Consider the following 24331-nt stretch of genomic DNA (forward strand, 5'->3'; position numbering starts at 1 on the left):
GTCTTGCCGTGGTCAACGTGGCCAATCGTTCCAATGTTGACGTGCGGCTTATTACGCTCAAACTTTTCCTTTGCCATGATGGCCTCCTGTCATTGAGAAAGGGAAGAGGTCGAACGCCCCTTCCCTGATTTCGCTTATGCGTATTTCGCCTGAATCTCGTCCGAGATGTTCTGCGGAACCGGATCGTAATGCGAGAACTGCATGGTGAACTGGGCACGGCCCGACGACATCGAACGCAGAGTGTTGATGTAGCCAAACATGTTGGCCAGCGGAACGTTCGCGTCGATTGCGATGGCGTTGCCGCGGGGTTCTTGTCCAGACACTTGGCCCCGACGCGATGTCAGGTCGCCAATGATCCCGCCAGTGTATTCTTCCGGGGTGATCACTTCGACCTTCATGATCGGTTCCAGCAGTTTCGCGCCAGCTTTGCGCATGCCTTCGCGCATACCCATACGTGCGGCAATTTCAAAGGCCAGAACAGAAGAGTCCACGTCGTGGTACTTACCCTCGATCAGCGCTACTTTGAAATCGATCACAGGGAAGCCAGCCAGCGGGCCGCTATCCATGACGGATCTGATCCCTTTTTCAACGCCCGGAATGTACTCCTTAGGCACCGAACCACCGACAACGCGAGATTCGAAGGAATACCCTTCGCCCGGCTCTGTTGGCGTGATGATCATTTTCACTTCAGCAAACTGACCCGATCCACCCGACTGTTTCTTATGGGTGTAAACGATTTCCGCTTCGTGACCGATGGTCTCACGATAGGCCACCTGCGGCGCACCGATATTGGCCTCGACCTTGAACTCGCGCTTGAGACGGTCCACCAGGATGTCCAGGTGAAGTTCGCCCATGCCCTTCATAATGGTCTGACCGGATTCCATGTCAGTTTCCACGCGGAAGGACGGGTCTTCTGCGGCCAGACGGGCCAGACCCTGGGACATCTTCTCTTGGTCGCCCTTGGTTTTGGGCTCGACCGCGATCTCGATCACCGGATCAGGGAAGGTCATGGTTTCCAGAACCACCGGATCCTTCGCATCACACAGGGTGTCACCAGTTGTCGTGTCTTTCAGACCCGCCAGCGCGATGATGTCGCCTGCAAACGCTTCTTCGATTTCTTCCCGGTTGTTGGAGTGCATCATCATCATACGACCGATGCGCTCTTTCTTACCTTTAGTCGAGTTCAGGATCGAGTCGCCCTTCTGCATGGTGCCCGAATAGATCCGGGTGAACGTCAGAGAGCCAACAAAGGGGTCGTTCATGATTTTGAACGCCAGACCCGAGAACGCCATGTCATCATCCGCACGACGCGGAATGTCACGAACTTCGTCTTCGTCGCCCGGCTTGAAGCCCATGTAATCAACAACGTCCAGCGGGCTGGGCAGGTAGTCGATTACAGCATTCAGCAGCGGCTGAACGCCTTTGTTCTTGAACGCGGACCCACCCAGAACCGGAACAAACGCGATGTCCAGAGTACCTTTACGCAGCAGGGCGCGCAGGGTCGGAACGTCGGGCTCATTGCCTTCCAGGTATTCCATCATCGCGTCGTCGTCCATTTCGACGGCCGCTTCGATCATTTTACCGCGCCATTCGTCAGCCATGTCCTTCAGGCTGTCACGGATCGGTGCTTTGACCCAGCTTGCGCCCAGGTCTTCGCCCTGCCACAGCCATTCTTCCATGGTGACCAGATCAACCAGGCCTTCCAGCTCGGTCTCTGCGCCGATCGGAATACCAACCGGAACAGCACGTGCGCCGGTACGGTCTTCGATCATGCGAACACAGTTGAAGAAGTCAGCGCCGATCTTGTCCATCTTGTTGACGAACACCATACGCGGAACCTTGTAGCGGTCAGCCTGACGCCATACGGTTTCGGTCTGGGGCTCAACACCGGCGTTTGCGTCAAGAACACAAACCGCACCGTCAAGAACCGCCAGCGAACGCTCAACTTCAATGGTGAAGTCGACGTGGCCGGGGGTGTCGATGATGTTCAGGCGGTGCTTGGGCGAGTCAGCGGTTTCGCCGTCTTCGGTGCGTTCCCAGAAGGTGGTGGTCGCAGCCGAAGTGATGGTGATACCACGTTCCTGCTCCTGCTCCATCCAGTCCATGGTGGCGGCACCGTCGTGCACTTCACCAATGTTGTGGGATTTACCGGTGTAGTACAGGATGCGTTCCGAGCAAGTGGTTTTACCTGCATCGATATGCGCCATGATACCGAAGTTACGGTAATGATCGAGTGTATAATCGCGTGCCATTTTGATAAGCCTCTGGAATTACCAACGGTAGTGGCTGAAGGCTTTGTTCGCCTCGGCCATCTTGTGGGTGTCTTCGCGCTTCTTCACAGCGGTACCGCGGGACTGTACGGCGTCCATCAGTTCACCGGCGAGGCGTTCTTCCATGGTGTTTTCGTTGCGGCCACGCGCAGCAGTGATCAGCCAGCGGATGGCCAGTGCTTCGCGGCGCTCGGGGCGCACTTCGACCGGAACCTGATAGGTTGCACCACCAACCCGGCGCGAGCGAACCTCGACCGACGGTTTGATGTTGTCGAGCGCTTCGTGGAACACTTCGACAGGTGCGCGCTTGATCTTGCCTTCAACGCGGTCAAATGCGTTGTAGACGATGCGCTCTGCAACCGACTTTTTACCGTCGATCATCAGGTTGTTCATGAATTTTGTCAGGACCTTGTCGCCAAATTTGGCATCAGGCAGGACTTCGCGTTTTTCGGCGGCGTGACGACGTGACATATCAGCCTCTCCTTCTTATTTGGGACGCTTCGCGCCGTATTTCGAACGACGTTGTTTACGGTCTTTGACGCCCTGGGTATCCAGAACACCGCGCAGGATGTGGTAACGGACACCGGGAAGGTCTTTTACACGGCCGCCGCGGATCAGAACAACCGAGTGTTCCTGCAGGTTGTGGCTTTCACCGGGGATGTACGAGATAACCTCGAACCCGTTGGTCAGGCGCACCTTCGCAACCTTACGCATCGCCGAGTTCGGCTTTTTCGGTGTGGTCGTATAAACACGTGTGCAGACGCCGCGTTTTTGCGGGCACTGCTCCAGGTGCATGGACTTCGAGCGTTTTACTTTCGGCTGCCGCGGCTTGCGGATCAGCTGTTGGATCGTTGGCATTCCGGTTATATCCCCGTTTTGCAACACACATGACATGCACGCGCGATGCGTGCGGTTAAATTCGCTGCACTTATGCGTCCACAAGCGCAAAACCCGCGAGCGTTCCCATTCCGAGGTGAACGTCGCGGTTTGTTATCAGAGGGCGCGAACGATAAAAGTGTTCGGGCCTTGACCAGTTCATTACTGGAATCGGTTATGGGGCGGCCCCCGGTACCGAGATGACGCGCGTATAGGGGGAGTCGGCCGAAGTGTCAACAGCACACCCTGCCAGCTTGATTGCACTGATTTATCAAAGCAGGTCTTAAGTTTCCAGCGCCCTGGTCGGTTGCAGCCCGCCTATGACATCGGCATAGTCAGCGCATTGATCTGCCAGTGGATAAATCATGCAAGTCATCGGCCTCTGCCGCTTCTCCTATCCCGCGATTGGCGGCTACCAAATCCAACATGAAACCATCGATGAGCGGCGGCGCTATTTGTACAGTCCCGCACGACTGGACGAGCGGTTTCGCTTGTTCGAATCCTCTACTTTGCCCTGTATTCGGGAACAGACAGACGAAGAATTCGAATTTCTGATTGTGATCGGAAATTGCCTTCCGAAAGAGCCCTATGAGCGGTTAATGGATTTGACCGCTGGTATCAGACAAATCCGGATACTCGGACGGGAACCCGCCCAACATCGCACGGTGATGAAAGAGGTGCTGAATTCATCCCGACAGGACCCGGACAAGCCATGTCTTCAATTCCGCCATGACGACGATGACGCCGTTTCAGTCGACTTCGTCGAAAGATTGCGTATTGCCGCCCACGACAGCCGTGGGGTGATCGAGCGCAACAGAACCGTGGGCATCGACTTTAACAATGGGTTCCTTGCCCGGTTCGGGCCAGACGGCGTGCGGGCAAAACCGATCTTTAACTCACTTCTTGGCGTGGGTTTGGGAATGTATGTTGCGGGGAAGTGCTCGCAAACGATCATGAGCTTCACGCACAACAGGATCGGTCGCTTCATGCCCGTGGTCAGCTTTCCGGACGCCCCGATGTGGGTGCGAGCCTTGAACAGTTTCAACGACTCCCATCAAGCACGCAATGACACCCGAGAATTGCCGCTTTTGTCAGCTGAAACCGAAAACGAATTTGTCGCGCGCTTTGCCATCGATCAAAACACGGTCAGGAAGATTCACTCGGCCGGTTGACGTGACCGTCCCCGCAGCAAGGTGAACAAACCAGCTCCCACGATCAGTACAGCGCCCAGCATCGTCAAGTTGTCAGGCCATTCGCCAAATACGGCCCAACCCAAACCCAGCGCCCAGATCAAGCTAGAGTATCGGAACGGGGCCACGAACCCGACGTCACCCTGGCGCATAACCATGACGCTGAACAAGTACCCCATCAAAACGAACACGGCCGCCGCAGCAACCAACGATCCCGTCGCGACCGAAACCGGAACCCACCCTTCGAGCACCGAAGCAACCGCCGCGGCCAGCGCAATTGATGCGGACGTCGCCAGCGTGACGACCATAGAAGGTACGTCGGTCGACATGCGACGCGTGATCAAATCCCGTGCCGTCACCGAGGCAACCGCGATGAGTGCGTAAACCGAATACACGCTGAACCCGGCCGGGCCAGGCCTGACGATCAGCAGCATCCCTGCAAACCCGAGTGCAATCGCCAAGGCGCGACGCCAACCGATATGTTCCGAGAAAAGCAACGCGGCGCCTAAAGTGACCGTCAAGGGCAGCGCCTGAAGAACAGCCGTTACATTGGCCAAAGGCATGTTCTTCAGAGCGGTCAGGAAAAAGAACGTCGCCGAGAGCTCGGCAAGACAACGCAGTGCGATCAGCCACTTATCATGGTGCGGAAAATTCAGGTGCAGCGCGCCAAGGGATCGGGCCAGCAAATAAACAAGGATAACCGCCAGAACCCCTCGGATTGCGACCAGCTGAAAAAGAGGCAGGTCCTGCAGAGCAGCTTTCACCAACGTGTCATTCAAGGTAAAGGCCGCCATACTGCCCATCATCAGCAGCGCGCCCTTTGTGTTTGGTGTCATGGCGAATGGGTCCGAAGTAACGGTGTCGATGCATTGGTCTTACAAGCTGGAGAGATGTCAATCTCCGGGAGCTCGAGCAAAGTGGATTTTAACCGTGCTAGAGGTGAAAATTGGCAATCGTTCGCGGGTCTTTTCGGTGAAACCGAAAACGGTTAGCCAAAATGTGTATTATCCGAGAAAACAACGATGTGATGCAGCAAATGCTGTATTTGCTCAAAGTCGGCATCGCGGACAAAGTTGCGGCTCAAGTTAGCGTCTCTAGGGATCATGCTTCCGAGATATCAACACGGTTGATTTTTGTCCCGTCTGGAAGGTCTCGAACCTGCGCTACAATTTGCCCTGTAATGCCCCAATAGACCTCTAGGTCTGTGATTTCCAGATTGGCAAAGTCATCTTTGCCACCTAAGAAAAGAGATACTTTGTGGCACACGCATTCTCCGTAGGACGGTTGTTTTCCGCCGGAAGACAGCCATTCTTTATACCTCTCGTATTCAATTGTTTCGTTGGGAAATTGAACCATCTCCACATTGTGGAAGTCTGAGTACCCACATGGTATTTCGAATATCTCGACAGTGGCAGGGTCGAGTAGTGCAACCTCGGGTTGGCCGATTTCAGTTCGGCTATGATCCAAGGCAAATTGACGACCCATCCAATCTGCGCCGAAGCTCTCGAACCGACCATCAAGCTTTGGAAACACATCGGAAATACAGCGAGTGAAACGTGCAACGTCTTCAGGACGATAAAGCCTGTACGCACCTTCAAGCTGCTTCGTTTTCTTCCATTTAGACAAGGGCAGTGTTTTTTCTTTCGTCGTAAAAATTGTATTCACGCTAACATGTTAAGTTGTAGTTGCTAAGGGCTCAAAGCAGAGCAGTGGAGCGGCTGTTGCAGCGAAGTAGGAACCGCGCGGTTTGATAGTTAGCAAAAAAAGGCCCCGCGACATCGCGGGGCCTCATCATTTGGTATCAGATTGCCTTTACTCGCGGCTTTCTGGTGTTTCCACCAGAACGTCCAGCTCGTCTCCGACCATGTCGTCATCCATGACCGGCGCAGCCAGAGCAGCGGCGGCTTCAGCCTCTTCCCGGCGAGCTTCGATTACCACGTTATCGCGTGACTGAGCTACGCGCTGGACACTTTGGGTGGCACCACCGGTCCCGGCAGGGATCAGACGACCAACGATGACGTTCTCTTTCAGACCAACCAGCTTGTCTTTCTTACCCTGAACCGAAGCCTCGGTCAGAACGCGGGTGGTTTCCTGGAACGACGCCGCCGAGATGAACGAACGTGTCTGCAGCGAGGCTTTGGTAATCCCCAGCAGGATCGGTTCGCCCTGAGCCGGACGACCACCACGCGAGAGTGTCTTCTCGTTGGCTGCGTCAAACTCTTGCTTGTCGACATGTTCGCCTTTCAACAGGGTGGTGTCGCCTGAATCCAGGATCTCCCACTTCTGCAGCATCTGGCGCACGATAACCTCGATGTGCTTGTCGTTGATCTTCACGCCCTGAAGGCGATAAACATCCTGCACTTCGTCGATCATGTAATCCGCCAGCGCTTCGACACCCATGATGGACAGGATGTCATGCGGGGCCGGGTTGCCGTCCATCAGGTATTCACCCTTCTGGATAAAGTCGCCCTCCGCGACCGGGATATGTTTGCCCTTGGGCACCATATACTCGATCGTTTCCATCGACTCGTCCGCCGGCTCAATGCTGATGCGGCGCTTGTTCTTGTAGTCGCGGCCAAAGCGCACATAACCATCGGCTTCTGCGATGATTGCGTGATCTTTCGGACGACGGGCTTCGAACAGTTCAGCCACACGCGGCAGACCACCGGTGATGTCCTTGGTTTTGGCGCCTTCACGCGGGATACGCGCCACAACTTCACCAGCTTCGATCTGCTGACCGTCTTCGATCGACAGGATCGCATCCACCGACATCGGATAGTGAACCGGGTTGCCCGCATCGTTGCGGACCGGCTCGCCATCTTCGCCAACCAGAATGATCTCGGGCTTGAGGTCGCTGCCTTTGGGGGCGGCGCGCCAGTCGATCACGATCTTCTGGGTCATACCGGTTGCATCGTCGGTCTCATCCCGGACAGCGATGCCCGAAACAAGGTCGACATACTTCGCGGTACCGGCTTTCTCGGCGATGATTGGCAGGGTGTAGGGATCCCATTCGTACAGCTTGTCGCCACGAGCCACCTTGGCGCCATCTTTAACGAACAGCTTCGAACCGTAGCCCAGCTTGTGGCTGGCACGCTCTTCGCCATGTTCGTCGCTGATCACCAGCTTCATGTTCCGGCCCATCACCAGGCTTTCACCTGCTGAATTGACCAAAAGCTGCGGGTTCTCGAACGAAACGACACCGTCCTGGCTGGCTTCCTGGAAGGACTGCTGTCCCCCCTGGGCAACACCGCCGATGTGGAAGGTCCGCATCGTCAGCTGTGTGCCAGGTTCACCAATGGATTGGGCGGCGATGATGCCCACCGCTTCACCGGTGTTAACCCGTGTACCACGCGCTAGGTCACGACCATAGCAAGTGGCGCAGACGCCCTCTTCCGACTCACAGGTCAGAGGCGAGCGGATGCGCATGGATGCTACACCAGCTTCGTCAATGGTATCCGCCATACGTTCGTCGATCAGTTGACCAGCGGCAACCAGAACTTCATCCGTACCCGGACGCAGAACATCGTCGGCAGAGACACGGCCCAGCACACGCTCGGCCAGCGAGGAAACAACCTCACCGTCATTGACCGCAGCTTCAGCCGTGATCGCTCGCTCGGTACCACAGTCGATCTCGCGAACGATGCAGTCCTGGGCGACGTCCACCAGACGACGGGTCAGGTAACCCGAGTTCGCCGTCTTCAGAGCGGTATCCGACAGACCCTTACGGGCACCGTGGGTCGAGTTGAAGTATTCAAGAACGGTCAGACCTTCCTTGAAGTTCGAGATGATCGGCGTTTCGATGATGTCGCCATTCGGCTTTGCCATCAGGCCGCGCATCCCGCCCAGCTGCTTCATCTGAGTGACCGAGCCACGCGCACCGGAGTGCGCCATCATGTAGACCGAGTTCGGTTCCTGTTCGGACCCGTCCTCTGCCCGATCCGAAGACGAGATCGTGCCCATCATCGCATCAGTGACGCGGTCGTTACACTTCGACCAGGCATCGACAACTTTGTTGTACTTTTCGCCCTGAGTGATCAGGCCGTCCATGTACTGCTGTTCAAAGTCTTTCACCTGACCGCGGGTTTCATCAACGATGCCCCACTTGTCGCCCGGGATCACCATGTCGTCCTTGCCGAATGAGATACCGGCCTTGAACGCCTCTTTGAAGCCCATCGACATGATCTGGTCGCAGAAGATCACCGACTCTTTCTGACCGCAGTACCGGTAGACAGTGTCGATCACCTGTTGCACTTCTTTCTTCCGCAGCAAGCGGTTGACCAGTTCGAACGGCGCCTTGTTGTTCAGCGGCAGCAGAGCCCCCAGACGCAAACGGCCCGGAGTGGTCTCGAAACGCTTCTGAACTTCGTTGCCTTCCTCGTCGATCTGCGTGATCCGCGCGGTGATTTTGGTGTGCAGATGCACTTCACCGGCGTCCAGCGCATGCTGAACTTCTTCGATCGAACCAAAGACCTTGCCTTCGCCGATCATGCCTTCGCGTTCCAGCGTCACATAGTACAGACCCAGGATCATATCCTGCGAAGGAACAATGATCGGCGCGCCGTTTGCTGGCGACAGAACATTGTTGGTCGACATCATCAGAACGCGCGCTTCCAGCTGGGCCTCAAGGCTCAGCGGGACGTGAACGGCCATCTGGTCACCGTCGAAGTCGGCGTTGAAGGCCGAACAGACCAGCGGGTGCAGCTGAATCGCTTTCCCTTCGATCAAGACCGGCTCGAACGCCTGAATGCCAAGACGGTGCAATGTCGGCGCACGGTTCAGCATGACAGGGTGTTCGCGGATCACCTCGTCGAGGATATCCCACACTTCGGGACGCTCTTTCTCGACCAGTTTCTTCGCCTGTTTAACGGTCGAAGACAGACCCTTGGCTTCGAGGCGCGAATAGATGAAGGGCTTGAACAGTTCCAGCGCCATCTTCTTGGGCAGACCACACTGGTGCAGCTTAAGCTCCGGACCGGTCACAATGACCGAACGGCCCGAGAAGTCGACGCGCTTACCCAGAAGGTTCTGACGGAAGCGGCCCTGCTTACCTTTCAGCATGTCCGACAGCGATTTCAGCGGACGCTTGTTGGCGCCGGTGATTACGCGGCCACGACGACCGTTGTCGAACAGAGCATCCACCGATTCCTGCAGCATCCGCTTTTCGTTGCGGACGATGATGTCAGGCGCGCGCAGCTCGATCAGACGCTTCAGACGGTTGTTCCGGTTGATGACGCGGCGATACAGATCATTCAGATCCGAGGTCGCGAAACGGCCACCATCCAGCGGAACCAGCGGACGCAGTTCCGGCGGAATGACCGGGATCACGGTCATCACCATCCACTCGGGGCGGTTGCCCGACTCAAGGAAGGATTCAACAACCTTCAGACGCTTGATGATTTTCTTGGGCTTCAGTTCACCGGTTGCTTCGGCCAGATCAGCACGCAGCTGCTCGGCTTCGGCTTCCAGATCGATCTGGGCCAGCATCTCACGGATGGCTTCGGCACCGATGTTCGCGGTGAACGCGTCCATGCCATAGGCATCCTGCGCATCCATATACTCTTCTTCGTTCAGCATCTGGCCATAGGACAGGTCAGTCAGACCGGGCTCGATGACGACGTAGTTTTCAAAGTACAGAACACGTTCCAGATCGCGCAGTGTCATGTCCAGCATCAGACCGATGCGGGACGGCAGCGATTTCAGGAACCAGATATGCGCAACGGGCGCGGCCAGTTCGATATGACCCATACGCTCGCGGCGGACTTTTTGCAGGGTAACTTCCACACCGCATTTCTCGCAGACAACGCCGCGATACTTCATCCGCTTATACTTGCCGCACAGACATTCGTAATCTTTGATCGGGCCAAAGATACGCGCACAGAACAGACCGTCACGTTCGGGCTTGAAAGTCCGGTAGTTGATGGTTTCAGGTTTCTTGATCTCGCCATAGGACCAAGACAGGATCCGCTCGGGCGACGCCAGCGAGACCTTGATCTCGTCGAAAACCTTCGGGGGCGTCAGCGGGTTAAATGGATTGTTGGTGATTTCCTGGTTCATTTCAGGCCTCCAGCAGGGGTGAAGTGATCCAACCAACTAGTGGATAGTACCACATTCTTGGGGGGATTCTTGGAGCGAACCATCGCTCCCACATCACGCGCTTTGTATCCGGCAAGTCCACAACCGACTGGTGTCAGAAGAAAGAACTTGTCTTGATTTTCATGGGCACAGGCAATGAAGCGTTCAATTGCCTTGTCGATTTCGCTTAACGGGCGGGTTTGGACTTTTCGATCCTTGGTGGGAAGTGCATAGGCACGACCCGTCAAACCTTCACCGACGCCGGGTGCCGCGCCCCATACCTTCTTGGCATGAAGCGCTGCGCCCTTTCCGTGGCGTCCAGCTAGGTTTGATCCAAAGACGAAAATCAGTTCCATGTCCACATGAGGAGTATTACTCCTCAACCTCCGCATCCAGGAGTTCCATATTCAGGCCGAGGCCGCGGACTTCTTTCACCAGAACGTTGAACGATTCCGGTACGCCCGCTTCAAAGTTATCCTCGCCCTTGACGATCGACTCATAGACCTTGGTCCGGCCGGCGACGTCATCCGATTTCACGGTGAGCATCTCCTGCAGGGTGTAGGCGGCGCCGTAAGCTTCCAGAGCCCAGACTTCCATCTCACCAAAGCGCTGACCACCGAACTGCGCCTTACCGCCCAGCGGCTGCTGGGTAACCAGGCTGTACGGCCCGGTCGAACGCGCGTGGATCTTGTCGTCCACAAGGTGGTGCAGTTTCAGCAGGTACTTGATGCCAACGGTCACAGGACGCGCAAATTGCTCACCCGTACGACCGTCGAACAGAACCGACTGACCGCTTTCCGAGAAGCCCGCACGCACCAGCGCATCGTTGACGTCAGCCTCTTTGGCTCCGTCAAAGACGGGGGTCGCGATCGGAACACCGCGGGTCACGTTGCCCGCAGCCTCGATCAGGTGACCTTCGTCCATGCCGGCAATGCCTTCTTCATAGACATTCTCACCATAGGCCAGCTTCATCGCTTCGCGAACCGGGGTCAGGTCGCCAGAACGGCGGTATTCACCCAGTGCTTCGTCGATGTTCAGACCCAGACCGCGTGCGGCCCAACCCATGTGGGTTTCAAGGATCTGTCCAACGTTCATACGCGAAGGCACGCCCAGTGGGTTCAGACAGAAGTCAACCGGCGTACCATCGGCCAGGAACGGCATGTCTTCCATCGGAACAACCTTGGAAATCACACCCTTGTTCCCGTGACGACCGGCCATCTTGTCACCCGGCTGCAGCTTACGCTTCACGGCGATAAAGACTTTGACCATCTTCATCACACCCGGCGGCAGATCGTCACCACGACGCACCTTCTCGACCTTGTCTTCGAAACGGGCGTCCAGAGCGCGCTTGAGCACTTCGTACTGCTCATTCAGAGCCTCTACGATCTGCGCGTCCTTCTCGTCTTCCAGGGCCAGCTGCCACCACTGACCACGGGTCAGCATTTCAAGCAGGTCCTCGGTGATCACCGATCCTGCCTTGACACCTTTCGGGCCTTTGACAGCGGTCTTACCCAGGATCAGACCTTGCAGACGCGCATAAATGTTGCGGTCAAGGATCGCCAACTCGTCGTCCCGGTCACGGGCCAGACGTTCGACTTCCTCACGCTCGATCTGCAGCGCACGCTCGTCTTTTTCCACACCGTGACGGTTGAAGACGCGGACTTCCACGACCGTACCGTAATCACCCGGCTTCACGCGCAGCGAAGTATCACGGACGTCAGATGCTTTTTCACCAAAGATGGCGCGCAGCAGCTTTTCTTCCGGGGTCATCGGGCTTTCGCCCTTCGGAGTGATCTTGCCGACCAGAATATCGCCGGGCTCAACATCCGCGCCGATGTAAACGATGCCCGCCTCGTCGAGGTTGCGCAGCGCTTCTTCACCGACGTTCGGGATGTCACGGGTGATCTCTTCCGGGCCCAGCTTTGTATCACGGGCGGCGACTTCGAATTCCTCGATATGGACCGAGGTAAAGACGTCATCACGCGCGATACGTTCGCTGATCAGGATCGAGTCTTCGTAGTTGTAGCCATTCCAAGGCATGAACGCGACGACCACGTTCTTACCCAGTGCCAGTTCACCGATATCGGTGGACGGACCATCAGCGACAACCTCGCCTTTCGTGACAGTGTCACCCACTTTCACCAGCGGACGCTGGTTGATGCAGGTGTTCTGGTTCGAACGTTGGAATTTGCGCAGACGGTAGATGTCCACACCCGCGTCGCCCAGTTCCAGATCTTCGGTAGCACGAATAACGATACGCTGGGCATCGACCTGGTCGATGATACCGGCACGTTTCGCCTGAATCGCAGCACCCGAGTCGATCGCAACCTTTTCCTCGATACCGGTGCCGACCAGCGGCGCCTCGGCCCGCAGCAGCGGAACCGCCTGACGTTGCATGTTCGAACCCATCAAGGCCCGGTTGGCGTCGTCATTTTCAAGGAATGGAATCAGCGACGCGGCGACCGATACCAACTGTTTCGGGCTGACGTCGATCAGGTCCACATTCTCGCGCGGGGCCAGAGTGTAGTCGCCCGACTGACGGGTCGACACCAGATCGTTGATGAACTTGCCATCCGCATCCAGCGTCGCGTTCGCCTGCGCCACTGTGTGACGCATTTCCTCGGTCGCGGACATGTAGTGAACCTCATCGGTCACCTCGGCGTCTTTGACGACGCGGTACGGTGTTTCGATGAAGCCATACTTGTTCACGCGGGCGAAGGTGGCCAGCGAGTTGATCAGACCGATGTTCGGACCTTCCGGCGTCTCAATCGGGCACATCCGGCCATAGTGGGTCGGGTGAACGTCGCGCACCTCAAAGCCCGCACGCTCACGTGTCAGACCACCGGGGCCAAGCGCCGAGAGACGGCGTTTGTGAGTGACTTCCGACAGCGGGTTGGTTTGGTCCATGAACTGCGACAGCTGCGACGAGCCGAAGAATTCACGAACAGCAGCAGCTGCCGGTTTCGCATTGATCAGGTCCTGCGGCATGACGGTGTCGATCTCGACCGAAGACATACGCTCTTTGATCGCGCGCTCCATGCGCAGCAGGCCAACGCGGTACTGGTTTTCCATCAGTTCGCCGACAGAACGCACACGACGGTTGCCCAGGTGGTCGATATCGTCGATGTCACCTTTGCCGTCGCGCAGCTCGACCAGCGCCTTGATGCAGGCCACGATGTCTTCGCGGCGCAGGGTGCGCAGTGTATCGGGCGCATCCAGAGCCAGACGCATGTTCATCTTTACACGGCCAACGGCGGACAGGTCATAGCGCTCGCTGTCGAAGAACAGCGTTTCGAAGAGGGCCGAGGCCGCTTCGACGGTGGGCGGCTCGCCCGGACGCATCACGCGATAGATGTCCATCAGCGCGGTGTCACGGCCCATGTTCTTGTCTGCGGCCATGGTGTTGCGCATGTAGGGACCGACATTGACATTATCGATATCCAGAACCGGGATGTCGGTGACGCCCGCATCGATCAGTTCCTTCGCAGAACCACCGATCAGATCGCCGTCTTTGTCATACTCCAGCGTCAACTCATCACCGGCTTCGACATAGATGGCGCCGGTTTCTTCGTTAATGATGTCTTTGGCGACAAACTTACCAACGATATGATCGAACGGCACCAGCAAGTTGGTGACCGTGCCCTCTTCGATCAGCTTCTTGACAGCGCGCGGCGTAACTTTCTTGCCTGCTTCTGCAATCACCTCACCGGATTTCGCATCAACCAGATCATAGGTCGGGCGCGTGCCACGTACACGATCGGGGAAGAACGGCGTGACCCAGCCCTTCTTCTTGTCCAGCTTGTAGGACACCGTATCGTAATAGGCGTCCATGATCGCTTCCTGATCCAGACCCAGCGCATAAAGCAGGGTTGTCACAGGCAACTTGCGGCGACGGTCGATACGGGCGAAGACGATGTCTTTGGCGTCAAACTCAAAGTCCAGCCAGCTGCCGCGATACGGGATGATGCGGCAGGCAAACAGAAGCTTACCCGAGGAGTGGGTCTTGCCTTTGTCATGATCGAAGAACACACCGGGCGAACGGTGCATCTGGGATACGATCACTCGCTCAGTGCCGTTCACAACAAATGTCCCGTTTGGCGTCATCAGGGGCATATCGCCCATGAACACGTCCTGTTCCTTGATATCTTTGACCGACTTGGCGCCGGTATCTTCATCGACATCGAACACGATCAGACGCAGAGTGACCTTCAGCGGCGCGCTGTAGGTCATGTCGCGCTGCATGCACTCTTCGACGTCGTATTTGGGTTTTTCCAGATCGTATTTCACGAACTCCAGAACGGAGGTTTCGTTGAAATCCTTGATCGGGAAAACCGACTGGAACACACCTTTGATGCCTTCGCCGTCTGCGGGCTGCTCTGCATCGCCGGAGCGCAGGAATAGATCATAAGAGGATTTCTGGACCTCAATGAGGTTCGGCATCTCCAGCACTTCGCGGATTTTGCCGTAGTATTTCCGAAGACGTTTCTGGCCAAGGAACGATTGAGCCATGTCAGATGTCACCTTTCGATGTTCTCAGCGGGCTAAGACACCGTCGGGCCCCGGCGCCTTGCACATTAGAGACGACACGTCCGGATCAATTCGTGGCCACCGTCCCGAATGGTGGCCTCCCGATCCGCGAACCGCGTCTTAGAAAACACCTCCTTTGTCAGAGGTCCTTTCTAAGACAGGTTCGGCTGGACCCGGATTTCTCCGGATCCAGCCAAATTTCCGGTGCATCAGCGACACACCAAAAGACTGACTTAGGCCAGTTCGACCTCGGCGCCAGCTGCTTCCAGCTTGCCTTTGATCTCTTCGGCTTCGTCTTTCGACACAGCTTCTTTGATCTTGCCGCCAGCTTCGACCAGCTCTTTGGCTTCTTTCAGGCCAAGACCGGTGATGCCGCGAACTTCTTTGATCACGTTGATTTTCGAAGCGCCGGCGTTCTTCAGAACGACGTCGAATTCGGTTTTTTCTTCCTCGGCTGCGCCACCGGCGTCGCCGCCTGCTGCAACCATTACGGCGCCGCCAGCTGCGGGCTCGATGCCGTATTCGTCTTTGAGGATGGTTTTCAGTTCTTGTGCTTCCAGCAGGGTCAGACCCACGATGCTTTCTGCGAGTGCTTTCAGATCAGCCATTGTATCAGCTCTTTCCGTTTACAGTGTGTGTTCCAACGTCAGGACATATGCCCTACGCAGATCATTCAGTGCCAACCGCTTACGCAGCTTCCGCCTTCTCTTCGATGGTGGAAAGGATGCTTGCGATGTTGCTTGCAGGTGCGCCAATCGCGCCGGCGATGTTCGAAGCAGGTGCGCCAATGCAGCCCACGATCGAAGCAATAAGCTCCTCGCGAGACGGCATTTTCGAAACGGCTTCAACGCCTTTGCGGTCCAGAGCGTTCTCGCCCATTGCACCGCCAAGGATTTCGAACTTTTGGTTCTCCTTGGCGAAGTCCTCGGCCACTTTGGCTGCTGCCACGGGGTCCTCGGAATAGGTCAGAACGGTCATACCCGTCAGCAGGTCAGCAATGCTTTCACATGGCTTTCCATCGAGGGCGATTTTGGCGAGCCTGTTCTTGGCAACACGCACGGAGCCACCCGCGTCACGAGCACGTGCGCGAAGGTCCTGCATCTCGGCAACTGTCAGACCGGCATAGTGCGAAACCACTACGACGCCAGAGCTTTCGAAGATTTGGCCGAGTTCCTCGACCACTTTCTCTTTCTGGGCTCTATCCACAGTTCTCTCCAAGTTTGGGGCGAAATCTCACCCCGGCTCATATTTGCCGCGGCTTACGCCCCGGCGTTCAGGTCCGTTGCTACGGGATTGAGCCAAAATTCGCCCGAGGGTGGGACCCTCGAAATTCTTTGGTCTTACCCGTCTCAGGCAGGGAATTAAGGGGCCAGATGGACCCACCCACCGTCTTGGACGAAACAAAATAAAGCGCACGACGAATCGCACGCTTTACTCCGCAGCTCTCTTTAGGGCAGACGCACGGGGTTTCCAAGGGGTAAATTGGCCCGACCGTGTCTTTCAGCCGGGCTTCGCCACCAAGGGCCCACGCGCATCATAAACACCTATTGGTTTGGACCCATTGACACTGGTTACCGGCTCAGGTCCAGTCGAGCGGTACTGGTAGTCTGATCCGGGATATGTAGTTTCCAACCGAAATGTTCAACCTCACTGAAAGCGAACAGGCCTTAGCATCTAAATTCGTGGGCGAGTTTTCGCGTCAGCTTCCGGCTGATGACACGCCACGATTCGAGTGTTTCTATAGGTCTCACGGCTTTCCAAACTCCAGGATGGTTCTAAAAGTTCAGTCGGGTACGCGAACCTATGCGTTGAAGATCGATACCGAGTCTCCTGCCTCTGGGCGGCTTAACGACGAATTTGATCTGCTGACGAAGCTTTCCACCCATTTTGACGGCAACAAGACGTCACAGGTTGTGCACCCCATTTACATCTCGCCCGGAGGCGCCTTTTTCGTCACCGAATTCATCGACCGGCCTACGGCGGTTGACCTGATCTACAACAGCAAAGATGACGATCAGGTTGCGCAGGTTTTTCGCCGCGCAGGATCATGGCTCAATGATCTGCACAGATTTCGGCCAGCTGAGGACTACGCGTTTCGACCAAAATGGATGACCGACAGCGTTCAGGATCTGTTCCAATCCCTGCCTTTGGAGCTTGCAGAAGAAAGCCAGCGGATGGTCAACACCATGCTCGCCGAAGCTGAACGTCTAAAGGGCGTTTCAGATATTCGGGTTTTTTCGCATGGCGATTTTCACGGCCTCAATCTGATCGTGGGACAGGGCCAAACGATCGGACTGGACTTCACCGAAGCGCGCGACAAACTGGCAGTTTACGACATCGTCGATTTCCTGAAATCCGATATCTTTCGGGACGGCGCTGGCGCCGATGTGGACCGCAGCGGCATCCTCAAACGCAACAAAGAGATGTTCTTTCGGCTGTACCGCCAACCGATCAACATCGAGATTCTGGATTTCTGTATCCGAGGACGACTGCTGAAGGACTGGCTGCGCCTGTGCCAACCAGACCATGAGTGCAGTGATTTCGAGGACCACATGCGCACACGGCTGGGAATTCGACTGAAGCAGGCGTTTCGATAGACCCCCTGAAAAGAAAAACCCGGGCAGCTCACGCCGCCCGGGCCTAATTCTGTGACAACTAAAAGCTAGGGCTTACTCGCCCGAAGCCGTCGCCACGTCCAAAGTCACGCCAGGGCCCATGGTCGAGCTCAGCGCGATTTTCTTCATGTAGGTGCCCTTGGCACCTGCGGGTTTGGCTTTGGCCACGGCCGAGATAAAGGCGCGGACGTTTTCGACCAGCTTGGCTTCCTCGAACGAAGCTTTTCCAACACCGGCGTGCACAACGCCACCTTTTTCCGCTTTGAACTGAACCTCGCCACCCTTGGCTGCTTCCACGGCCGCTTTCACGTCCATGGTTACGGTGCCAACTTTAGGGTTTGGCATCAGGTTGCGGGGGCCCAGAACTTTACCCAGACGGCCAACAACGGGCATCATGTCCGGGGTCGCGATGCAGCGATCGAATTCGATCGTGCCACCCTGAACGGTTTCCATCAGATCCTCTGCACCAACGATATCGGCGCCAGCTTCTTTTGCTTCGTCAGCCTTGGGGCCGCGAGCGAACACAGCGACGCGCATCGTTTTGCCGGTGCCATTGGGCAGGCCAACAACGCCGCGAACCATCTGGTCTGCGTGACGGGTGTCAACGCCCAGGTTCAGAGCAATCTCGACGGTTTCGTCAAACTTCGAAGTTGCGTGGGCTTTGACCAGTGCAACCGCTTCTTCGACCGACAGATCTGCCTTGCCAGCGAATGCTTCGCGCGCAGTGCGCGTACGTTTACCGAGTTTTGCCATCTTACTTCACCTCGATGCCCATAGAGCGGGCCGAGCCCAGGATGATCTGCATTGCGCCTTCGACGTCGTTGGCGTTCAGATCTTTCATTTTGGCTTCGGCGATTTCACGCACCTGCTTCGAGGTCACGGATGCCACGGTCTCACGACCTGGGTTTTCCGCACCACGAGGGCGGTTACGCTTGCCAACCGGCTTCAGGCCAGCTGCTTTTTTCAGGTAATAAGACGCAGGCGGCGTCTTGATGTCCATGGTGAAGGACTTGTCCTGATAATAGGTGATTACGGTCGGGCAAGGTGCGCCCTGCTCCATGTCTGCGGTCTTGGCGTTGAACGCCTTGCAGAATTCCATGATGTTGATGCCGCGCTGACCCAGCGCCGGACCAACTGGCGGCGACGGGTTCGCCTGACCTGCAGGAACCTGCAGTTTCATTGTACCAGCAAGCTTCTTGGCCATTTGGTTTTCCTTTCAACGTAGATGGGACGCGTCCCACCCGGTTTATGTTGCGCGGTCCGATCCGGGATCGCGATCCCGGCAATCTCCCACGAGAGAATCTCGCCCAAAGACGATAGAGGCGGCGTCTACAGGGGATCGGTGGGGTTGGCAAGTGGTCGGCGACCCAATCCGATAACATCGAATCGAACGCTGAGCGGATTGTCACCGGCTCACGGAATGCGGACCATTGCGCATGTGTTTGTGAACGCCGCTAAGAAACCATTAATACAGTAAAAAATTTAGATATGCAGTCCCCAACCAGGATTTTCGCGCACGTAACACGACAATACTGGCGGCTGTGCTATACTCTGCGAGATTGGATATTTTTTTGGTGGAGGTTAATTATGATCATTCGTTTCATTGTAACGCTAGGGGTCGCGCTGTCTCTTACCGCGACTGCCCCGCAGACCGCGCGGGCTGACGCTGGTGAAATCCTGGGCGGTGCTGTCGTTGGCGGCGTCATAGGCTACGCGATCGGCAGGGACCAGCAGAAAAAGAAACAGGCCCGGACAACAACAAGAACCACCCGTACCTACCGACAGGGTATACCCTCGACCACGCAAGGTGCGCAGACTCAGACGGCCCTCAATTACTTCGGCTACAATGCTGGTCGGGTCGATGGTCAGGTTGGTCGCGGCACCCGCACAGCAATCGAACGCTACCAGGCATCAATGGGCTATCCTGTAAGTGGCTATGACTTTCAGCCTTATCAGTATGACTTCCTGCAGCAGGCCTATTACTGGGCAACGAGCGGCGGACAGGCGGCCACTCAACTGTCGGGCCAACCGCTTCTGATGGAGTACCGCCGTCAAGTTCAAACAGGTTCTTCTTTGGCAGCAGCGCCTCAGGCTCCGGCTCAAGCTATCCCGGTTATCAAGCCCCAAGCAGCCGAGCCCGAGACAAACACCGCTGAAACAACAACCGCGAGCCTTCCGAGCCTGTTTTCTGGCGGTACCGGGGGCCCGTCGCTGGCCAATCGCTGCAGCGGGGTAATGCTGCAAACCTCGACCAATGGTGGCTACACAACTTTGTCGAACATGTCTGATCCTGATTTCGCGCTCAGCGAGCAGTTCTGCCTTGCCCGTAGTTACGCGATGGCGCGTGGCGAAGATCTTATGCAGGACATCCAGGGGCTGACGCCGGATCAGGTGGCCGCGCAATGTGACTCTTATGGTGAGATGTTGGCACCACAAGTTGACGCTCTGTCCATCAGCTCAAAAACAGAGGCTGAAACCCAGATACGCAAGCTTGCACTGGACTCCGGGCTTAGCCCCGAAGATCTTGCCGCAACGAGCAAGGTTTGTCTGGCGATGGGCTACCGTCAGGACAACATGGATGCTGCGGTTGGCTCTGCGCTGATGCTTGTTGCAATGGGTGAACCCGCCTATGGAGAGCTCGTTGGGCATCACCTGCGTGAAGGCTTCGGCGTTCAGGAACGCCGAGATCTTGCGATGCAATGGTATGATTCGAGCCTTTCGGCACTGGACGCCGGATCGCAAGCTGTCTTCTTGCCGTCGCAGACTGACCGTCCGCAACTCTTGCGCGCGGCTATGATTCAGGCGCAATGAGGCGATACGCAAAACGGTATCGACCGCTGTAGGACCCAAACAAAAAACGCCGCGTTGCCTGTTGCATCGCGGCGTTTCAAATTTCGCGAGAAACGTGCTTAGCTCTGTTTAGTGACTTGCGTAAAGTCCAGCTCGACAGGAGTCTCCCGACCAAAGATCGAGACCGAAACTTTCAGCTTCTGAGCGTCGTCGTCCACGCCTTCGACCATGCCGTCAAAATCCTCGAACGGGCCGTCGTTGACCTTGACCTTCTCGCCAACCTCAAAGGTGATCATCAGCTTGGGTGCGTCTTCGCCTTCCTGAACGCGATTGAGGATCTGGTTGACCTCGGCGTCGCGCATCGGCATCGGGCGACCTTGCGGGCCAAGAAACCCGGTGACACGGTTGATCGAGTTAACCAGGTGATATCCCTGATCGGACATTTCCATATGAACCAGCACATAGCCGGGCATGAAGCGGCGTTCAGTCGTGACTTTCTTGCCCCGGCGCACTTCAATCACCTCTTCGGTGGGCACCAGCACTTCGTCGATATCGTCCTCAAGGCCCTGTTCAGCCACCGACGTGCGGATCTGCTCTGCGATCTTCTTTTCGAAATTCGAAAGAACGCTGACCGAGTACCACCGTTTCGCCATGAACCTGTCGTCCTTGTTTGCATTAGACCGCATCACATTTTCGGACACAGCCTGAATTAAAATCCTGTCGCGGAGCCACCGCGTCGTTCGGAATAAAAAGCGGCGCGCAGTCCGAATCGCCGCACGCCTATCCCAAAAGGTACCGCGTCACCTACTCTGACATCGCGCACTGTGCAAGAGGGCAGAGGCAATTGCATTGCAATTTCAGCAGCGTTTTGGCCCCGAAAAATCCGCCTTATCCGAAGGAGGTCAGGATCAGCTGCAGACCACCACGAATACCCAGATCAACCAGCGCGAAGAACACAGCCGTTAAAGCTGCCATGATGAACACCATGACCGTGGTCAACAGCACCTCGCGCCGCGTGGGCCAGACGACCTTTGCAACTTCGGCACGGACTTGCTGAATGAACTGGATCGGGTTGGTGGTAGCCATTTGGCGTTATCTCTCTGCTAGCGGATGGGCGGGACATAGCCGGGCATTGCGGCAATTTCAAGGGCAGTTGGATCAACTCTGGTTTTGGGCCTGCGCTGATCAGGGCTTGGGTTTATCGTCCCATTCGTCGCTCAAGATCCGGCGCGCATCGCCTTCGGGATCTTCGTACTGATTGGAACGCACGGTATAGACAAATGCAACCAGACCAACTCCGCCCAGAAACAGTGAAATCGGGATCAGATAGGCGAGAACGTCCATTCACATCACCTCAGCCGCAGCGCGTTCAAAGATACCGTAATCGATGAGGTCGACATCGCCAAGGCTGCGATCAAGGGCGTCGCCAGACCAGCCACCGCAAGCGGCACGGCGATCACGTTATAGACGGTCGCTATTTGAAAATTCTCACGAATGCGCCGGGTGGCTTTGACCGCAGTGTCGCAGGCCTCTGCAATCGGTGAAAGATCGTTACCCAGCAGCACGATATCTGATGCAACACGGGCTGCATCCAGCGCTGATGCCGGAGAGATTGAAACATGAGCTGCGGCAAGTGCGGCGGTGTCATTCAGGCCGTCGCCCACCATCAGCACGCGATGTCCTTGATTGCCGAGTTCCTGAATGCGTTGCGCCTTATCCCGTGGTAAGGCTTCGGCCGTCCACGTTTCGATCCGCAGCTTGTCGGCCATTGCATTCACCGCGCCTTGCGAGTCGCCCGAGATCAGAATGACGTCTTTGCCTGCTGACAGAAACGCCTGAACCGCGTCAAACGCGCCTTGACGTAAAGCATCCGAAAACTCGAAGGCCACCGGAGCGTTGTCGCCAATTGCCAACCAGGCGGTGGTTGCCACACTTTGTTCACCACCCACCCAGGCGGCGCGCCCCAGGCGTACACGCTGACCATGCAATTCACCTTCGGTTCCGTATCCGGGAATCTCGGTAATCTCGCGCAGATCGGCAGGTTTTACACCCGCCACACGGGCCGCTTTGGCCAACGCTGCAGATAGCGGATGTGCCGAGGCTTCGGCCAGAGCAAGAGCCACTTCAAGATCCCCGCGGGAATGCGCGTCCAGATTTGTCAGCTCAGGCGTCCCTGACGTGAGCGTTCCTGTTTTGTCAAAGACAACTGTGTCCACTTCGGACAATCGTTCGAGCGCAGTCGCATGTTTGATCAGCATTCCCTTGCGAAACAACCGGCCCGATGCAGCAGTTGTGACCGCAGGTACTGCCAGCCCCAAAGCGCAAGGGCAGGTGATTATCAGAACCGCTGCGGCGATGTTCAGTGCCGTTCGCAGATCACCGGAGTAGATAAACCAGCCCACAAAGCTGAGCGCTGACAGGATGTGAACACCCGGCGCGTAAAGCTTGGCAGCCTTGTCCGCCAGCGATGTGTATCGCGACCGACCGGATTCGGCGATGGCAACCAGATCAGCCATGCGGTGCAATGAGGTATCTTCGCCCACCGCCGTCGCACGGATCGTAAGCGGCCCTGTCAGGTTAACCTCGCCCGCACTGACCGAGTGGCCGGTTTCAGCAAACACGGGCAATGTTTCACCGGTCAATAATGAACGATCCAGTTCAGACTGGCCAGAAACGATTTGACCATCGACCGGCATCCGCCCCCCGGGGCGCACGAGGATCAGGTCACCCAAATTCAACGTGGCGACGGCGACTTCTTCTTCGACCCCATCCACGACACGAATGGCGCGGGGAACCTCAAGCGCTGTCAACTCCTCAGCGGCAGATCGCGCTGCGGCCCGTGTGCGATAATCCAGATAGCGCCCGGCCAGCAAAAAGAAGGTCAGGGTCAAAGCAGCGTCAAAATATGCATGCTCGCCACTAAGCGCAGTTTCCCAAAGCGATGTGACCAGCGCCAGCAGAATCGCCAACACAATTGGCACATCCATATTCAGCCGTCTGACGCGTAGCGCACTCCAGGCGTTGGCAAAGAATGGCTGCGCGGAAAAGGCAATCGCTGGCAAGGCAATCGCAGCCGAAATCCAATGGAACATGTCGCGCGTTGCATCGCTTGCCCCAGACCAGACCGAGACAGACAGCAACATCACATTCATTGAGGCGAACCCGGCAACTGCCAACCTCATCAATAAATCGCGCCCGGCCTTGTTGGTCTGCGTGGCTGACAAAGCGCCGGGGTCCAATTCATGCGCCTCAAACCCTGCGCGTTCCAACACAGGGATCAGATCAGCGGCCGAGGTCTCGGGTATAGCTTTGATCATGGCGCGCTTAAGCGTCAGATTCACGCGCGCATCTTCAACCCCGGGATGGGCATTCAATTCTCGCTCAACTGTCGCAATGCAGGCCGAACAATGAATGCCCGGCAGAGACAGGGCAATTTGCACATCTTCCGGAATTGGGCGCGCAGGCTCTGACGGGGCAGCAATGCAACCCGGACAAGCCGCTGTACCGGAAGAAAGATGCGCTGCCACAGCCCTAGCCCTTCACATAAAACGGAACGCGCTGCGCAAACTCTGCTCCGTCGCGATCACGCGCTACCAATCGGACGTTCCAGTTTCCTTCACCCAATGTGGCGGGTGTGGCATAAGCTGTCCCGTCGAACGAAAAATCAGGCGTGAAATCATCGCGCACATGGGTTGCACGCCCGACGACAGCCTGAAGCTCGGCCACCTGAACCGGTGCGCCACTTTGGTCGGTGATATGCAGGATCAAAAGCCCACCTTTGGCCTCAGCCCGAATTTCCCAGCCCAGCGCCTGATGCTCTTTCAGACGCGTGTTGAACTCCTGACTGGCCACGTAAGAGTTCTTGACCTCAAGCCCCGGAAAGGTTTTGACCGCGCTGTAAGCCAGCACGAGGTTAACACCTATGATGACGGTGAACGCAGCGATAAAAACCGCAAGAGCATGCTTTCCAGTGAATTTTCGTTCAGCCATG

The 24331-nt window shown here is 56.6% G+C and carries 20 protein-coding genes; 3 read left to right on the plus strand and 17 right to left on the minus strand.

The window, feature by feature from the left end; all coding sequences use genetic code 11:
• Nucleotides 1–134: 134 nt before the first annotated feature.
• The 3 genes from fusA to rpsL are packed head-to-tail and all read right to left on the minus strand — an operon-like array spanning nucleotide 135 to nucleotide 3128.
• Nucleotides 135–2252: an elongation factor G gene (gene fusA / locus Q1B21_RS20705; RefSeq protein ID WP_299892779.1), complete on the minus strand. Its 2118-nt coding sequence runs from the start codon at nucleotides 2250–2252 to the stop codon at nucleotides 135–137.
• A gap of 18 nt (nucleotides 2253–2270) precedes the next feature.
• Nucleotides 2271–2741, minus strand: a complete 471-nt coding sequence (rpsG, locus tag Q1B21_RS20710) for a 30S ribosomal protein S7 (protein ID WP_113791688.1) — start codon at nucleotides 2739–2741, stop codon at nucleotides 2271–2273.
• A gap of 15 nt (nucleotides 2742–2756) precedes the next feature.
• Nucleotides 2757–3128, minus strand: coding sequence for a 30S ribosomal protein S12 (rpsL, locus tag Q1B21_RS20715; RefSeq protein WP_005621086.1), 372 nt, complete (start codon nucleotides 3126–3128; stop codon nucleotides 2757–2759).
• Between the two features lie 383 nt (nucleotides 3129–3511).
• Here rpsL and Q1B21_RS20720 point away from each other — a divergent pair, with 383 nt between their 5' ends.
• A complete protein-coding gene (locus Q1B21_RS20720) occupies nucleotides 3512–4318 on the plus strand; it encodes a putative rhamnosyl transferase (protein WP_299892781.1) in 807 nt (268 codons plus the stop codon).
• Here the strand turns inward: Q1B21_RS20720 and Q1B21_RS20725 are convergent.
• The 7 genes from Q1B21_RS20725 to rplJ all read right to left on the minus strand — a co-directional run bounded on the left by Q1B21_RS20725 (nucleotide 4303) and on the right by rplJ (nucleotide 16141).
• Nucleotides 4303–5172, minus strand: coding sequence for a DMT family transporter (locus Q1B21_RS20725; protein WP_299892783.1), 870 nt, complete (start codon nucleotides 5170–5172; stop codon nucleotides 4303–4305). The two genes, Q1B21_RS20720 and Q1B21_RS20725, sit on opposite strands and share 16 nt — an antisense overlap.
• A gap of 265 nt (nucleotides 5173–5437) precedes the next feature.
• Nucleotides 5438–6001, minus strand: a complete 564-nt coding sequence (locus Q1B21_RS20730; RefSeq protein ID WP_299892784.1) for a T6SS immunity protein Tdi1 domain-containing protein — start codon at nucleotides 5999–6001, stop codon at nucleotides 5438–5440.
• Nucleotides 6002–6148: 147 nt separating this feature from the next.
• The gene (gene rpoC / locus Q1B21_RS20735) at nucleotides 6149–10390 is read right to left on the minus strand and encodes a DNA-directed RNA polymerase subunit beta' (protein WP_299084692.1); all 4242 of its coding nucleotides are present in this window, start codon (nucleotides 10388–10390) and stop codon (nucleotides 6149–6151) included.
• A complete protein-coding gene (locus Q1B21_RS20740; RefSeq protein ID WP_298937814.1) occupies nucleotides 10387–10764 on the minus strand; it encodes a hypothetical protein in 378 nt (125 codons plus the stop codon). The genes rpoC and Q1B21_RS20740 overlap by 4 nt, the downstream gene beginning before the upstream one ends.
• Before the next feature lie 16 nt (nucleotides 10765–10780).
• Nucleotides 10781–14917 carry a DNA-directed RNA polymerase subunit beta gene (gene rpoB / locus Q1B21_RS20745; protein ID WP_299892786.1) on the minus strand — a complete coding sequence of 1379 codons (4137 nt, stop codon included), beginning with the start codon at nucleotides 14915–14917 and terminating at the stop codon, nucleotides 10781–10783.
• A gap of 251 nt (nucleotides 14918–15168) precedes the next feature.
• On the minus strand, nucleotides 15169–15543 hold the full coding sequence (rplL, locus tag Q1B21_RS20750; protein WP_170350962.1) for a 50S ribosomal protein L7/L12: 375 nt from the start codon (nucleotides 15541–15543) through the stop codon (nucleotides 15169–15171).
• Between the two features lie 79 nt (nucleotides 15544–15622).
• Nucleotides 15623–16141 carry a 50S ribosomal protein L10 gene (gene rplJ / locus Q1B21_RS20755; protein WP_298937812.1) on the minus strand — a complete coding sequence of 173 codons (519 nt, stop codon included), beginning with the start codon at nucleotides 16139–16141 and terminating at the stop codon, nucleotides 15623–15625.
• A gap of 563 nt (nucleotides 16142–16704) precedes the next feature.
• Here rplJ and Q1B21_RS20760 point away from each other — a divergent pair.
• Entirely contained in the window at nucleotides 16705–17532 is an 828-nt protein-coding gene (locus tag Q1B21_RS20760) for an aminoglycoside phosphotransferase family protein (protein WP_299892789.1), read from the plus strand.
• A 72-nt stretch (nucleotides 17533–17604) separates the two neighbouring features.
• Here the strand turns inward: Q1B21_RS20760 and rplA are convergent, their stop codons facing one another.
• On the minus strand, nucleotides 17605–18303 hold the full coding sequence (rplA, locus tag Q1B21_RS20765) for a 50S ribosomal protein L1 (protein WP_299084699.1): 699 nt from the start codon (nucleotides 18301–18303) through the stop codon (nucleotides 17605–17607).
• Between the two features lies 1 nt (nucleotide 18304).
• Nucleotides 18305–18754 (minus strand): 50S ribosomal protein L11, encoded by a 450-nt coding sequence (gene rplK / locus Q1B21_RS20770; RefSeq protein WP_085823307.1) that lies wholly within the window; start codon nucleotides 18752–18754, stop codon nucleotides 18305–18307.
• A 383-nt stretch (nucleotides 18755–19137) separates the two neighbouring features.
• On the opposite strand from rplK, the gene Q1B21_RS20775 reads away from it, so the two are divergent.
• Nucleotides 19138–20361, plus strand: coding sequence for a peptidoglycan-binding domain-containing protein (locus Q1B21_RS20775; protein WP_299084702.1), 1224 nt, complete (start codon nucleotides 19138–19140; stop codon nucleotides 20359–20361).
• Nucleotides 20362–20459: 98 nt separating this feature from the next.
• Here Q1B21_RS20775 and nusG read toward each other — a convergent pair whose 3' ends face one another.
• The 5 genes from nusG to Q1B21_RS20800 form a co-directional block, all read right to left on the minus strand.
• Nucleotides 20460–20993, minus strand: coding sequence for a transcription termination/antitermination protein NusG (gene nusG / locus Q1B21_RS20780; RefSeq protein WP_298937808.1), 534 nt, complete (start codon nucleotides 20991–20993; stop codon nucleotides 20460–20462).
• 235 nt (nucleotides 20994–21228) lie between these two features.
• Nucleotides 21229–21426: a preprotein translocase subunit SecE gene (secE, locus tag Q1B21_RS20785; protein ID WP_120633940.1), complete on the minus strand. Its 198-nt coding sequence runs from the start codon at nucleotides 21424–21426 to the stop codon at nucleotides 21229–21231.
• A 99-nt stretch (nucleotides 21427–21525) separates the two neighbouring features.
• Nucleotides 21526–21684, minus strand: a complete 159-nt coding sequence (ccoS, locus tag Q1B21_RS20790) for a cbb3-type cytochrome oxidase assembly protein CcoS (protein ID WP_120633941.1) — start codon at nucleotides 21682–21684, stop codon at nucleotides 21526–21528.
• Between the two features lie 5 nt (nucleotides 21685–21689).
• Entirely contained in the window at nucleotides 21690–23867 is a 2178-nt protein-coding gene (locus Q1B21_RS20795) for a heavy metal translocating P-type ATPase (protein WP_299892793.1), read from the minus strand.
• A gap of 4 nt (nucleotides 23868–23871) precedes the next feature.
• On the minus strand, nucleotides 23872–24330 hold the full coding sequence (locus Q1B21_RS20800; protein WP_298937805.1) for a FixH family protein: 459 nt from the start codon (nucleotides 24328–24330) through the stop codon (nucleotides 23872–23874).
• Nucleotide 24331 lies beyond the last annotated feature (1 nt).

Source organism: uncultured Ruegeria sp. (assembly GCF_947504215.1).
Classification (GTDB): Bacteria; Pseudomonadota; Alphaproteobacteria; order Rhodobacterales; family Rhodobacteraceae; genus Ruegeria.